Source organism: Paenibacillus sp. FSL R5-0914 (genome assembly GCF_038004525.1).
Lineage (GTDB): Bacteria > Bacillota > Bacilli > Paenibacillales > Paenibacillaceae > Paenibacillus_AQ.
In genome coordinates this window covers 2675800-2691155 of the sequence record NZ_JBBORH010000001.1, presented here as the reverse complement: position 1 = coordinate 2691155, position 15356 = coordinate 2675800, and the positions used below count along the sequence as shown (strand labels likewise).

Sequence of the window (15356 nt, the reverse complement as noted above, 5' to 3'; positions counted from 1 at the left end):
CAATCCAAACTCAATGCCAAGCCGCATATTCACTAGGCCTCATGCCCATTTCCCGTTTAAACAGCTTGATAAAATAACTTTTGTTGGCATATCCCAGATACTCGGAGATCTCTTCCACAGTCTTTCCAGACTGATTAAGCAGCTCTTTTGCCTTCTGAAGCTTTAGCATATTTACATATTCGATGAAATTCTGGTTTGTTTCCCGTTTAAACAAGCGGCTGAAATAGCTGGCATTCAAGTTCAAGCGTCCAGCCATGTCCTCCAGCGTTATTTTCTCCGTTACATGACTGATCACGAACTGCTGGGCTTTAATAACTTCGCTCCGTTTGGACTTAATAGAGAATATACTTATTTTCCGCGCTAATTCTTCCAAGTACTGAACTAGCCACTCTTCCAAATGCTCGAGGGTATCAATGTCACTCACCACGCTAAACAGCTTTTCTTCGGCCATAGGCAATGGAGACTGGAGCAGCTGTTTCGTCTTCAATTGCAAGTCCATCAGCAACCGGAGAACACATTCCTTAACCTCATTTGGATGAAACTTTTGCATTGCCACCCATTCTCGCCATTCCTTTACATGAACACGAAGCTCTGTTTCCCTATTCAGGGCAATATCATCATTAATAACAGCGTACAGACTTCCATATTCGGCATAAATATCATCCCGCGAAAAGCTAATCTCTTCAAAACGGTGAATGCCCGCCGCCGGAAAATAAAACCGCTGGATCTTCTCCTTTAGCATCCGCTGCAGTGTTCCGCGAATTTCCTCAGGACTGCGCGCCTCAGCACCAAATATGCAGGAGACAGACAGCTTGAGATATTTCTGTACTGCAGAGGCTGCATTTTGAATGGAATGATAGATCGCTTGGTGGTCTCTGGAAGACTGATCGCTGCAGAAAAGAATAACAATCTCCTTATGGCTGTATCTCGAAATAAATAAACTGTGATCAGCCTCAAGCACTTCCTGCATAATATTCTCGACGGCAAAAGAAATCGTATATTCACTCATACGCCGCACCCGTGAGGCTTCCTCTGGACGGTCAATCACTATAAGCATTGGAATGTAGGTCTTGGCATGGATCATAATTCCGTTTGACCGGGCTTGCTCGATCCAAGCTACCTTGTCCCAAGATTGGTATAACGTATCTTTTAGAAACTTTTCTTTTAGCGCAGCACGGTTTTGTGATTGCTTTTGCTTATATACCAGCATCTCGGTATGCTGCTGCCTGTTCAGACCCACTTCCTTCACAAGTGTTCTGAGTGCATGTTCCAGCTGCTCGATATTCAGTGATTCTTTTAAAATATATTCTCCTACGTTTAGTTTCAGCGCCTGCTGAGCGTATTTGAACTCGTTGTGGCAGGACAGAATAATCGCACGAATTCCGGGCTTCATCGCTCTGAATTTCTCAAGCATCTCCAGTCCGTTCATCTTAGGCATACCAATATCGGTGATAATCAGATCCGGTGGATTCTGCCGTGCTTTTTCCCAAGCCTCAAGACCGCTATAATAACATCCGGTGAGTTCAATCCCGAGCTCACTCCATGACACGGCTTGCGACAAATAACGGATAACCGGATAGTCATCATCCACCAAAATTGCCGTCAGCATTCTCTATACCCACCTTTCCGTAGTTCAGTGGAAACTCCAAACAAATCTCCGTACCCACATCAGGTTCGCTTGATATATTCAACTTAAATGAAGCACCATAAATCATACTGAGGCGTTGGGCCACATTACGTAAGCCTATGCCAGAGAATCCTTTTCTGTCCTCTTCTGCAATTTGCTCACTACTGTATGCGGTTTCACGAAGTCTTTTTAAATTCTCCTGTGACATTCCGATGCCATTATCCTTAATGGTGATAACCAAGGTTCCTGTAGTTGCAATAATACGAGCTTCAATAAAGATCTCACCACCAAACTGCTCGAAACCATGGATGATGGCATTCTCGATCATAGGCTGAATCATAAACCGAGGCACCAGTGCTTCAGCAGTTCCGTCTGCTAAATTCATTTCCAGCCTGACCTGATTGGCATGACGAAAATTCATCAAAGTCACATAATGAGATATCGTATCTGTCTCCTCACGAAGCGGGATAAACTCATTGTCTCTGTTAAAGGTCATACGGAGCAAAGACGACAACGAACCAATCAACTCGGCGTTCTCCTTGTCTCCTTGCATCAGAATATTTAACCGGATCGAATTCAACAGATTAAACATAAAGTGCGGATTAATCTGTGCCTGCAGCATTTCCAGTTCAGCTTTTCTTTTTCCTGTTTGCTCATAGGTGATTTGTTCAATCATGGATTCGATTCGATCTAGCATTTGGTCGATGGTACGGGCCAGTTGAGCCGCCTCATTATTCCCACGGATTAGCGAACGTTCGTCCAATTGACCACGACCTATTCGCTTTACAAAAGCACTTAATTTCACGATGGGTTGAGTCAGCTTAGAGATTAGAACGGTTAAGAGAACGGAAAAGAAGGTAAAGAATAGAATTTGCACGGCTAAGCTGATAAATAAAATCTGTTTATTCTTTGACAATGCCGCCTTCATAGGGATAATGCTCACCATCTGCCATCTGTTGCTGCTCAGCTCCTGGTCAACATACAAAAATTTCTCCCCACTGATCTCGACAGTATCAAGCCGACCTTCCTTTTTCCACCACGTCATTGTTTCACCAATTCGGGCTGGATCAGCATGTGAGACTACAGTTCCCTTGTCATCCAAAAGCATCATCTCTTTGCCATTGTCATTGTTCAGATAAGGGCGGAGTTTACGCTCATTGATGTTGATAATCATATATCCGATCGTGCTGCTGGAGGTCGATTGTATAGGTCTCGCAATAGTTACCCAATTGGCTGAGCCCTTATCAGAATAGTTGTAGTATGTGTCGTGCTCCGCTCTCCAGAAAGTCGAAATCGGCTGAGTTTGTTTCAATAGTGACATCCAACGCTCGCTATAAAAGGTTTTCGGATTAAAGTCGCTATAAGGATAACTCGTATAAATAAATCCATTCTTACCGATCAGCGTCACTTTCAAATACTCTGAAAGAACGAACATATCATCCAGCATCCGCGACATACGGTTATACTGGATGATCTCTTTCGCTGAATGGAGCGACTCTGGAACAGCAGACATCATCTGCCTGATTTCGCTGTTCTGAAGCACAAAATTGGACTGCTCCAGCGTTTGTTCAAAAATGGCATTCATATTGGCACTGGACGCATTGAGAGATTCTCTTGCGCTGCCAACGGCCTTCTCCAGAATCAGATCCCGGGTTAAATAATCTGTAACCATGTAAATGCAGACTAGCGGGATCAGTACGCAAATCATTGAAGACCAGACAAGTTTCATTCGAAGTGATTGATGCTTTCTAAACACGGATGACAGGCCCCATATCTGTTTTAAATTTGGAGCAGGAGGCAGAAATGCTTTCCTGCCCCCACATTATAAGCCCCCTTGGGGAAGCGTACAATCAGTCTCCGCCTACTTTCCGCTGTTGTTCTGAACGACTTCCGTAATTTTCTTATCGATATTGGTAACGGTGACATCCAGATCCTGTTGGCCAAGGAGATACATTTCCGCTTCTGGAATAACGTTGTTCTTAGCTTCATCCGCATATTTAGCCGGAACTTGCGTCGCACCAGGTGCCGAATTCTCCATCGTATATTTCAGGGATTCAACATCAATCATAGATGGATCCTTAGAACCACTCACAATCGTATCCACCAATTTGTTCGTATCCGATTTCGCCCAGCCAGAGAAGACACGTCCGCCAATTTCCAGTCCTTCTGAGGTATACCAGCGTACAAAGGTGTAAGCAGCTTCCTTATGCTTGGATTTAGCAGCGATCCCCATGTAGGTTGGCTGAACAGGTGAGTAATGTTTGCTCTCACTATCCAGTCGAGGGATCGGCGCAAACGCGGTAACGAAGGTTGCTGGAATGGCATCCGTTCCACCCGATTCCGCAACCATCCAGTCACCCATCGGAAGCATCGCTGCTAAACCATTAAAATACTGATTCCGGTAGGCAAGCTTCTGCGAAATAATATCCTCGTAAGGAGTAGCACTCTTATCTTCGTACATCATTTTCTTCATCATCTGCAGATTAGCCTTAAATTGCGGGTCTAGGGCATTGGAGGTTCCGTCAGATTTTAGAAAAGTATTATCCTCAGGTTTACTCATCAGCTGGAGTTGGAAATAATCCGGCCAATTGTGCAGATAGGCGCCAAAACGCTTCGTTGCGCCCTCACCCTTGGTCAATTTCTTGGCATACTCTTCGAAATCCGCCCATGTCCAGTCGGTCGGAACCGGCAGACCAGCCTCATCTAGCATTTCTTTGTTAAGAAGCACGAACCAGCGCTGCATAGATGACGGTAACGCATAGACTTTGCCATTGACCGTAGTGTCCACTAGATATTCATCGGAGAGCTTATACCCTTCTTTCTGAATATATTCGTCCATCGGCGCTAACACACCGATATCTGCACGCTGCGAATAGTTGGTATACGGCAGTTCGACAATATCCAGCGGGTCACTTGCAGCGGCCATCAAATCCAGCTTCTGCATAGAGGCTACAGAATCCCCTTTTTCATTCAGTAGATCCACTTCTACATGAATGTCGGGATGCGCCTTCTCAAACTCTGCGATAATCGTGCTCCACTTCGCTTTGGCTTCCGTCTGCCAAGTACTCAGCTTCAGCGTAACCTTCTCTGCTGCAGGCTCCTTATTTCCACCAGCATCAGGCGCATCTGTTGCTCCTGCATTATTTGTTTTCGCATTTCCACCGCAAGCGGCCAATGACAACGCCATAGATGTGATCATAAGCACGGATAATAATTTCTTTTTCATATAGACCCTCCTATAAATGTGTTGGGTATACCTCGCTTTACAGCCAAAGCTATGTAACTGCTTACAAGAACATCCTAACATGCAGGATAGACGAGTAAAGTTCTCATATTCTACCGAAGAGAAACTATTTTGACTTTTATTATCCTTTCACGCCTCCGAGGGCAATCCCCTCAATAACCTGCTTCTGACCGAGAGCAAAAATAATCAGCAGTGGCAGAATTGCAGATACCGCACCAGCCATCATGAGGGAATAAACATCCCCGTATTGGTCCCCAAACAACCGAATACCTAACTGAATAGTAAACAGCTCTTTAGATTTCAAAAAAATGAGTGGGTACTGATAGTCGTTCCAGGTCCAGATAAAACGCAGTATAGCGTAAGTAGCTACAGCGGGACGGATCAGAGGAAATGCAATTTGTAGAAAAGAACGAAAATGACCTGCTCCATCCATCCGCGCCGATTCAAGATACTCGTTGTTTACCCCCATAAAAAATTGCTTGAGCATAAATGCACCGATAATACTAAAGCTGTTAATTAAGATCAATCCTAAATGCGTATCAATCAGATTTAGCCAGTTAAATAGTAGAAACTGTGGAACCAGCGAAGCCTGCGGAGGAACCATGTAAAGGGCCAATACAACTACAAACATCGCATCTCTACCCGGAAAACGCAGCTTGGAGAACCCATAAGCAGCCAGTGCGCATATCAGCACATTAATTATAGTCGTTGCCAGCGTAATATAAATGGAATTTCCGTAATAACGAGCGAAATCACCTGACCAAACCTGTTTATAATTCTCAATGAGGTTCCACTGCTGCGGCAGCCATTGTATCGGAAAATCAAACACATCTTTCTCCAGTTTAAAGGAAGTGGATAACATCCATAGAAACGGTAAAAGAAATGCGATACCTAACAGTCCCATTGCGATTGTCCAGAACGTTCTGGATAGAAGCTCTTTTCTCACTGTAATTTCTCCTTTCTGCCTTTAATAATTGACCCATTTTTTTTGCGCTAACATCTGCAGGGCTGTTATGATCAGGCAGATGAGGAACAGGACAAGTGCCATGCTAGAGGCATAACCAGTCTTCAATTGATTGAAGGCTGTGTCATATAGCTCATAAACGATAACGGTCGTGGAATTGGCCGGTCCACCCTGTGTCAGCACTTGGATCAGATCGAAGATTTTAAATGAACCAATGACCCCTGTAACCAGCAGGAAAAAGGTAGTTGGCGAAATGCAGGGAACCGTGATATTGCGGAATTTCCGCCAGCTATTGGCCCCATCAATATCAGCTGCTTCATAAAGGTCCTTCGGAATACTCTGTAACCCAGCGATAAAAATAATAATGTTGTAACCGAGCTGAATCCAAATCTGGATCAACATAAGCGACGGCAAAGCATAATGGATATCAGCTAACCATTTTGGCGGATTACTCCACCCCAGTGACATCAGGAATTGATTGACAGGTCCTAGTGAGGGATGAAACATTACCTGCCAAACCATAGCGATGGCAACTACACTGGAGATGTAGGGAAGGAAGTAAATCACTTTAAACAAGTCCTTCAGGAACACCTGTTTATCAATCAGGATCGCTAACAGCAGAGCAACGATGATCGTAACCGGCACCGTGATAATAAAGAGCAGATTGTTCAGCAAGCTTTTCATAAAAGCATCATCATGAAACAGTCTTATGAAATTATCCACGCCCGCGAACTTAATCCCCCCTAACCCAGCTACAAAGTTCCAGTTCGTGAAGCTTAACAGCAGTGAGCCCAGCACTGGGATCAACGTCAAGATGATCAGCCCCAACATCAGTGGAGCGACGAATAAATACCCAGCGATTGCTTCGCGCGTATCCATTTTAAGATGAAATTTTCGTATCATAGTTCTCCTCCTTTACTTATCCATAATTGTAGAAAAAGTAAGCCGTAATCATAAGAACTAGAATTGTTCATTTTGGAACTAATTTTACCGATCCTTTAGTTGCGAAGTTTTCTAGACAACCAAGTATAAACGCCTTTGGCGTCCTTATAAGGACGCCAAAGGCGTTTATGCGAGAAATATAAGACATAAAGTATATTGTAAAACTTATACTTTATGTCTTATATTTGCAAAAAAAGCGCGAGCCAAGCTCCCGCCATCCACTACATTTCTATTTTTCCACGTAAAGTAAAGATCGTTTTACACGGACGCAACCTCTACAACACCTTTTCCATCCCCACCCGTGCTTTTCAGCTTCTTACTAAAAATCATAAACAAGATGACGCCCATTAAGCTCGTTATAACTTCTGTTATGGTCATTGACCAGATCACGCCATGAAGTCCAAAAACAGAATGTAACACGATAATCATAGGAATAAACAATACGCCTTGTGTGATGGCCATAATGTTGGTTGGTACTCCCTGTCCTGTCGCTTGAAAAATACTCATAAACAAACCTGTAAATCCATTAAATAAAGCGGAAATCAGCATGGCTACCAAAATATAAGTTCCCATACTTAACACTGAAGGGTCATTCGAGAAGAAGTGCAGGATCGTTCCTCTAAACAGAAACACTAGACCTACAAAGACAAAAGCAATACCTCCGATATAGGCAAAAGCATGTTTAATCGTTGATTTAAGTCTCGCCATATTTTGACTAGCAAAGTTAAACGCAAATAGTGGAATTAAACCTAAGAATAGGCCCATTGATAAGAACTCCGGAACTTGCACAATTCTTAAGGCCACACCAAATCCGGCAACCACATTTTCTCCATATTGAATCGCGAAGTTATTTAACAAAAGCGTGCTCACAATCACAAAACTGAATTGTAATAACTCCGATACACCTATTTTGTATACTTCTAATTGATCTCGAACAGATATCTTGAAATGCTTCAAAAATCCCCTTAAATGCTCACTTTTCGTTTCTAAAAAATAGACATAATAAATCGCGGAACCCACATTCGCTAAAACCATCGCCAACGCAGCACCTGCCACATGCCATTTCAGCACAAGAATAAAGAGTGGATCAAAAATTAAACTTAAAGCCGTACTAATAAAGATACCGTACATCGATTCTTTGGAGGCACCTTCGGAACGGACTAGCTGTTCCAAGGCAAAATTAAGCACAATGGCAAATCCACCGGCAAAAAGAGTCAAAGCATAAGCCTTAGTAAAGTCTAGAGTAGCAGCATCTGCGCCTAGTAATCGCGTAATTGGATCAATCGCTAACATCGCTATTAGAGCAATAAGAATACCCACTATAATGCTTCCATAAAAAGTGTATCCGGCAACCTTCTTTCCCTTCTCCGTATCCTTTTGCCCCGCGAGCCTTGTAATAAATGTTCCGCCACCTACGCCAAGCATATTCCCAAAGGCCATTAAGACTGTGAAAATGGGTAGACCCAGCGTAATGGCAGTCAGCATACTAGTATTGTGAAGTAAGCCAATGAAATAAGCATTGATTACATTATAGATGGTACCAACAGACATCCCGATCATCATAGGAATGGATAAATGAGCAATTGCCTTCTTGATCGGCGCCGATTCTAAATAATATTGATTGGAGACTTCTGTTTCCATGATTAACCCTCCGAACGTTTATAGACTTGAATTAACTTTTTGCAGTAAAGACTTTAAGTTTGCTGTTTCTTCCGGACTGAGTGCTTTTGTAATGCTTGCTTCTACCCCTGAGAAAATCTCATTGAACTCTTCGACCAAAAGAGCGCCCTTTTCCAAAACAAAAATGCTCTTCTGCCGTTCATCATTTTCAGGTGTGACACGCTTGATATAGCCTTTCTTTTCTAACCCTTGAAGCATGCTGGTGATACTCGCCCCTTTTCTATTAAAGACTTCCGCCAAATCCTTTTGAATTACACCTTTTTCTTGATGCTCAAAAATATAACCGATCATGCGTCCTTGCTGTGAATTCAGCCCTAGCTCATTCAGCCTGGCGTCAGCTGTACTTTTTAGTTTCATCCCGATCTCTCGAATCAAATTAGAAAATGGTGTATTTTCAACGGGTTTGCTCATTATTATTTCCTCCGCATTCGTATTAGTTAGAACTCTAAGTAACATCATTATCATAATAGTTAGAACTCTAACTGTCAATGTTCTAACTAAATAAACTGATTTTATTCTTCCTTTAAGGTAAGTACATGACTGCGGTGAATGTTTGGACTTCCGGCCGCTGTTCCTTTGTAGAATATTTTTTTAGTTCACCTTATTAAAAAACGCCCCTCTCCAGCACATGCCCGTAGACATATACTGAAAAGGAGCGATTAGAGAAACTTACTTCACAAGTTCTTCCAGCTTTCCGAATAAAGCGGTTTTCGATTTCAGCTTTGAAGCATTGCCGACTACAGTGAAATAGTTCTGTTCCGTCACAGCCTTAAGTAAATCGGTGTACTGTCTGATATCTTCTGGTGTTGTCGACAAGATTTCATCCCGCTCTCGCTGCAGTTCGGCCTCTGTCACCTGTTCAAAATAATGTCGGTCCGCCCGCCGTCCCTGTGCGCTGGGACTAAGAGGCTGATCCAGCATAGATAAGGTGCCAATGATCGCTTTGGTCATCTCATCGGGATCTGCTTCATACCCCTCAACAAATCGATAAGCCTGATCATAAACCTCCAGCGTCTCCTGCAAATTCGGATCACGGTAGGAGGTGAACATCATTATCCCATCTCTGCGCAGAACCAGGTTTCCGCCATACGCACCGCCCTTCACACGTACGGCATTCCACAGATAGGTAAGGCTCATGATTTTCTTGAGCACCTGCATTTTGCCTGAATATGTGAATCCTAGCTTAGTGAAGTCGTATCCCTTAACCACATATTGCACCTGGCTGGAAGACATGAATCCTTCATTGTCCGCATGTCCCTGTGCCGTAATCTTAGGCCTATTTACTACTGGCCGATCCTGGATACCCAGCTTCGCTGCATTAGCTATGAATTCTTCATACAAATCAGGCGTACCAGTCACGCTGATGATCAAATTGTTTTTATTGAACAAATCCCCACAGATGCCCTTCAGTGTGTCTGCCACCTGAGCTCCCTGCTGATCGAACGTCTCCGCAAGCTCGCGGATAAAGCGGTAATAAGTAACACCGCCCTGTTGTTCCTGATAAGCTCCCATATCCGAGAAATAGGACATCAGGCGGCTGGCCGCAATCTCATTCCCTCTTTGATTCAGAATCGATTCCATCTGCGAGGCTTCCCGGCGGACGATTTCCTGCAGCTTGGTCAGATTGTCGAGCGCACTTGTGTAGAGTATCTCTCGCAGTAGGTCCAGTGATTCACCAATATGCCCCGCCATCACCTTCACCAGCGCAGAGAATTTAGGCTGATAACTCGCCCCCGTAACTTTTGCAGCGCCATAGAGCTCATTCCTGAAATATATGCCCCCGGTTTTGATCCCGATTTCACTGGTGAGCTCTTCAATGCTGTAAGAGGCAGTCTCCATTTGGCCCAATACCTCTGCCAATAGCACCAAATAAGGAATTCGTTCAGGAGCTATAACACCCGTATCCCAATAAAGCTTGCAGTAGGCAATCTTATGGGTAGCTACCTCATGGTGGATCACCTTTATGCCCTCATGGATTTGTTCATGGGTCGGCACCTGAGGTTCTACGCTGCGGTTAATATCCTGTAAAGACAAGCTCGGTAGCTTCTGTAAATCTTCGGCTGCATCCGCACGACTCTGCCGCGCCAGAAGATGCTGTGTACTCTGAACAAGCTGCTCCAACTGATCTGGTTGCAGTGACGCTTTGTATTCACTCAATTGATGCTGAGTAGATGCTTCCTTTTCCGCTGCGATCGTCTTGGACGGGTTCAGTACCACTACACTGCAATGATCACTGTTCAGCAAATAGTCCTCAATCAGCTTCTCAAAATAACGGTCCGCAAGCTTTTCCCGAATGGCCGTGAGCACCTCTTCATAGCGCATGTGAGTAGTCGGCTGACCGTCATAGAGCCAGGATTTCATCACTTCGATATTGTAAGTAAGACCCTTCGGATACTGGTTAAAGTCCGCTTCCCGCAGTTCAAATTCCTTACTGTTGACCGCTGCCAGCACCAGCTTCTCATCTAGTCCGTCCTGGACCAAACGCTTTAATGTAGTCTTCACCAGCTCCACAAAGGCATCTTTGGAGGAGGCATTGGAATGCGTCAGCGTAATACCTAGCAGCGGTTGAACCATACTGTCGGAATAAAAAGCAAACGCGTCTTTGCCAAGTCCACTTTCAAGCAAGGCTTGCTTGAGCGGAGCTGCGTTGCTCTCCATCAGCATGCTTTTTAAAATATCAAAAGCGAGGTTCAGTTCCCGATCAGTAGAAGTTCCAATCACATAATTCAGACTCAAATAAGTCTTATCAGTGGCTGCTTCTGCTTCCAGAATCGGATAATCCGCTACCAGCTCCGTCATTCCAATGGGCTGTTGTAGGGCAATGGAAGTATCGAAGCTATTTCGTTCATAAGAACCAAGATATTCCTGGTCTATAAATTGCAGCTTCTCTTCAATATTAACGTCTCCGTAGAGATAAAAATAACTATTGGACGGATGATAATAGTTGCTGTGCGCCTTGAGAAACTGCTCATAGGTTAGCGCAGGAATTTCCTGTGGATCTCCACCTGAAGAATGACGGTAAATCGTGTCCGGATACAATGACTTTTTGATTCTATCCATCAATACCGTAGTCGGCGAGGAATATGAACCCTTCATCTCGTTGTAAACCACGCCTTTATAGATTAACTCATCTTCGGGATGCTGAAGCTCGTAGTGCCAGCCCTCTTGCTCAAAAATTTCTTGTTGCTTATAAATATTCGGTTGAAAAACACTATCCAGATAAACCTCCACCAAATTAGAGAAGTCCTGATCGTTCCGGCTCGCTACCGGATACATCGTCTTATCCCCAAACGTAAATGCGTTCAGGAACGTCTGCATCGAGCCTTTCAGTAATTCTACAAAAGGTTCCTTGACCGGATATTTCTCTGAACCACATAATACGGAATGCTCCAAAATATGAAAGACCCCCGTACTATCTTCAGGCGGGGTCCTGAAGCTTACACTAAATACCTTGTTGTCATCCTGATTCTGCACGAACAGCAGCCTGGCGCCGCTCTTCAGATGTTCCAGCGTGAATACGTTGGATTCGTTCTCCGGGATAAATTCCTCATTAACAACCTGAAATCCATAATAAGTGTTCCCTGTGATCAAACGGCTCATAGATTTCCCTCCTCTGTTTAGGGATATGATAACTCTACATGAGCTTATCATATCCCTGGGCGATTATTCCATCAGTAGAAGGTCTCCGGGATTAATTTCTGGTTCACACAAAACAAGACCACACCAGTATAATTACTGACAAAGCCTTGTTTTATTTCAAATGATCTTTTAATATTGCTCCGAGTTCAGCTGTGTATTTAGTCAACCTTAAGCTTATCTCTGTACGCATAACATCTCGAGTTAAACCAAAGCGTTCCTGATATCCACGGCAAAAGATTTTGTAATACACCAAGAATTCCTCCTGTTCATCTGCCAGCACCCTGATATTCCGCTGTTTCAGCTCTTTTTGCAGCCGATAAGTATCCTGCATGATCCGGCGTTGAATGGCTTGACCAGCCATCAGATAGGCACGTTTAAGAATGTTGCTGGAGGGCTCGATCTCTTTCAGGCTCTTGCTAACCATAGTATCTATATAAGGAAGCAAAATGAGGTCTCGAACCATCGTACGTTCCTCCATAGTTATCATTTTATCTGGGTTCTCACGCTGCTGTTCCTCATACTGCTCAACATGCTCGGTCATGATCATTTTCGTTTTCCAGCGTTCATTACCCTCAAGTTTACTCATTTATAGTGACCTCCAATCTGTTCAGCTCTTTCTAGGGCAACACCGGATTCAAGCATAGATGAAGCTCTGATTAGAGCTTTACTGCCATAACGAGCTTTTATTTGATCGATTGCACGTTCTTTGTTGTAAGCCCGAACCCTGTCATCAAAGAGTGTAAGTTGGATGACGCTATCATCTGATAGGTTAGTCAAGGAAATCGCTAATCGACCTATGGGAAGGCCCGACCAGTTGTCTGCAAATAATTTTTGCGCAGCAGCAGCTACTTCGTGGGTTAGTGATGTTGGTTCGGGCAATGTCATCTGACGCTCGTAAGCATTTGAACGCTCTCCGTCCGTCTCTAAAACTGAAATAGATACTACCGATCCCATATAACCATACCGCCGGGCTCGCTGGCATACTTCAATGACGAGCTCAAGCAGCACAACCTCAATATCCGTATGCCTGGTGTATAAATTCCAGCGCAGAGCCTTACCATGTCCCACTGATTTGATTTGATGACGCATTCCTGTGACCACTGGACTAGGATCTAGCCCGCGCGCAGTTTGCCAATAATATTCCGCTTGAATATCACTTTGCTTACCCATGGTAGTTCGCATTCGTCGCTTAAATTCTGACAGTTCCATTCGCGCAATATCTCCAATTGTGGATATACCCATACGCCAAAAATTCTTGGTCATTCTAGCCGCTACCATAAACATATCCTGTACGGGAAGTTTCCAAAGGGTCGTCTCTAATTGGTCAAAAGAAAGTTCATATATCCCATCCTTCATCTTTTTGGCGTAGTTATCTGTCGCCATCTTTGCCATAACCTTTGTAGATCCAATACCTACCCGTGTCCAGACTCCCGTCGAAAGTAAAACATGGTGCTGAATTTTATGAATCATATCCTGCAGCGTTCCTCCGAAATACGCAAGAGATCCTGTGACATCCAGAAACTGCTCATCGATACTGTAGGGTTCTACCAGATCGGTATATGTTCGGTAAATCTCTGATATCAAGAGTGATACTTTAATGTAAGTCCCCATGCGTGGCCTTATTACGATTAGCTCTGGGCATTTTGCTAAAGCTTCACCTACACGCGAAGCCGTTGTTACCCCCTTCGCTTTAGCAAGCGGGCAGGCCGCCAACACAATACCGTTCATTCTTGCTGGATCCCCCACTGCAACAGGTTTATCTCGATATTCAGGGTGGGCAGCTTTCTCCACAGAGGCGTAAAATGCCTGGCAATCAGACAGTAGAATGACGCGATTCTTAGGCATGGCGTTGTTCCTGCACGGGTTGCCATGAAAGAATATTTGCTGCCAAGAACATGCGAGGCGTTCCTGTAGTCAGACAGCTTGCTCGTATGCGTCCGTCACGGATACTGTGTATTTCAATTTTCCGCTGGCTGATATTTCTCGCCTTATCCTGATATATAATTTCAATTATTTGGCCGATGCTGATTTGCATGCGATCGCCTCCATAAAAATAAGAACACTTGTTTGTATTATATGCGTAATCGGGAATTTTAAGCAACAAAAAAGGTGAGGTAATTTCCCCCACCATACCGGATCTGATTTTTTAAAGCTGAGAATAATCTAATCCAGACCGAACGAGATCACAGTTCATTAGATTGCATCCATGTGCTATAAAAAATGAGTATCCAGACTTGCGTATTCAACAGAGATTGAACAGACAACGAAAAAAGTTTACACTTTGATAGAGTAAACAACAGTAGTAAATTATTGATCTGTACTCAAAAGCTTTTTCTAGAAAGGAATTTTGCTAATGTTCCGTTCCTCCTACACCTTTCGCTCGGAAGAAGAAGCTTCCATGCTTCTGTTTGATTCTATCGGTTGGGAACAACTCGATTCACCTGCCTACTCCTTCAACGGCCAGAACCGGACGGAGAGAAGTTGTGTTATTTTTCAGTACACATTATCGGGAGAGGGTAGAATTGAAATAGATGGGGTTGTTCATCGGTTAACGAAGGGCAAAGCTTTTCTAGTGACTGTCCCCAGCATACACAGGTACTATTATCCGGAAGAAGGCACCGAGCCTTGGGAAGTTTTATGGCTCAATCTACGGGGGCCTTTAGCGATTTCACTTTGGAACCAACTCGCTGCTCATTGTGGTCCAATTGTAGAACTCCCCCAAGAATCGGTTTCGATAGATTTATTGTGGAGTACATTCAAGGACATTCAGGTTCATGAAGAAAGGGATTTGCATCTTTTAACGGGAAAAGTCTTTCAGTGGATCTTGTCCATGGAGAAATACCTCAAGAAACCAAATTTGTTAACCACCTATATAAAAAATGACAAGCTTCACGCCGCTATTCAATTCATGAAAGATGATTTGCATAATAATAATCTAAGCTTAGACGATGTTGCCGCTCATGTTGGTGTTTCCAAACATCATCTTTGCAGACTGTTTCAAAAAAACATCAATCTTTCACCCTTTGAATATTTAAAAAGACGGCGGATCGAGTTGGCAGCTTCCAAGCTTAAAACAACAGATTTGAGTATCAACCAGATTGCGACGGAGAGCGGATTTGATAATGCCAGCTACTTCGGAAAGGTTTTTCGGTCCTATTTTGGGGTCAATCCTTCGACTTACCGCGAACAGGATCTGGCGTTCCAAACCAAACATGTATTTTTCGAAAATTGATCCATATAACAAAGGAGCAAGCCAGTGG

At 43.8% G+C, this 15356-nt stretch carries 12 protein-coding genes; 1 reads left to right on the top strand and 11 read right to left on the bottom strand.

The genetic code is table 11. The annotated features are described in order from the left end of the window. Positions 1-10 precede the first annotated feature (10 nt). The 11 genes from MKX60_RS11790 to MKX60_RS11740 form a co-directional block, all read right to left on the bottom strand. Positions 11-1609, bottom strand: a complete 1599-nt coding sequence (locus tag MKX60_RS11790; protein ID WP_341059863.1) for a response regulator transcription factor — start codon at positions 1607-1609, stop codon at positions 11-13. Next, positions 1584-3383, bottom strand: coding sequence for a cache domain-containing sensor histidine kinase (locus tag MKX60_RS11785; RefSeq protein ID WP_256716403.1), 1800 nt, complete (start codon positions 3381-3383; stop codon positions 1584-1586). The genes MKX60_RS11790 and MKX60_RS11785 overlap by 26 nt, the downstream gene beginning before the upstream one ends. A gap of 105 nt (positions 3384-3488) precedes the next feature. After that, a complete protein-coding gene (locus tag MKX60_RS11780; RefSeq protein ID WP_340972007.1) occupies positions 3489-4853 on the bottom strand; it encodes an ABC transporter substrate-binding protein in 1365 nt (454 codons plus the stop codon). A gap of 139 nt (positions 4854-4992) precedes the next feature. After that, positions 4993-5775 (bottom strand): carbohydrate ABC transporter permease, encoded by a 783-nt coding sequence (locus tag MKX60_RS11775; RefSeq protein ID WP_042194330.1) that lies wholly within the window; start codon positions 5773-5775, stop codon positions 4993-4995. Between the two features lie 63 nt (positions 5776-5838). Further along, entirely contained in the window at positions 5839-6738 is a 900-nt protein-coding gene (locus tag MKX60_RS11770; protein WP_042190714.1) for a carbohydrate ABC transporter permease, read from the bottom strand. 297 nt (positions 6739-7035) lie between these two features. After that, positions 7036-8418 carry an MATE family efflux transporter gene (locus tag MKX60_RS11765; protein ID WP_076284706.1) on the bottom strand — a complete coding sequence of 461 codons (1383 nt, stop codon included), beginning with the start codon at positions 8416-8418 and terminating at the stop codon, positions 7036-7038. Positions 8419-8436: 18 nt separating this feature from the next. Continuing rightward, on the bottom strand, positions 8437-8868 hold the full coding sequence (locus MKX60_RS11760; RefSeq protein ID WP_042190718.1) for a MarR family winged helix-turn-helix transcriptional regulator: 432 nt from the start codon (positions 8866-8868) through the stop codon (positions 8437-8439). A gap of 258 nt (positions 8869-9126) precedes the next feature. Next, positions 9127-12057: an insulinase family protein gene (locus MKX60_RS11755; RefSeq protein WP_341059861.1), complete on the bottom strand. Its 2931-nt coding sequence runs from the start codon at positions 12055-12057 to the stop codon at positions 9127-9129. A gap of 151 nt (positions 12058-12208) precedes the next feature. Next, positions 12209-12682 carry a hypothetical protein gene (locus tag MKX60_RS11750; protein ID WP_042190722.1) on the bottom strand — a complete coding sequence of 158 codons (474 nt, stop codon included), beginning with the start codon at positions 12680-12682 and terminating at the stop codon, positions 12209-12211. Next, positions 12679-13941 (bottom strand): DNA polymerase IV, encoded by a 1263-nt coding sequence (locus MKX60_RS11745; protein WP_341059859.1) that lies wholly within the window; start codon positions 13939-13941, stop codon positions 12679-12681. The genes MKX60_RS11750 and MKX60_RS11745 overlap by 4 nt, the downstream gene beginning before the upstream one ends. Then, entirely contained in the window at positions 13934-14131 is a 198-nt protein-coding gene (locus MKX60_RS11740; protein ID WP_042190727.1) for a hypothetical protein, read from the bottom strand. Before MKX60_RS11740 ends, MKX60_RS11745 begins: the two co-directional genes overlap by 8 nt. A 318-nt stretch (positions 14132-14449) precedes the next feature. On the opposite strand from MKX60_RS11740, the gene MKX60_RS11735 reads away from it, so the two are divergent. Then, positions 14450-15328, top strand: coding sequence for a helix-turn-helix transcriptional regulator (locus MKX60_RS11735; protein ID WP_042190729.1), 879 nt, complete (start codon positions 14450-14452; stop codon positions 15326-15328). Positions 15329-15356: the final 28 nt, after the last annotated feature.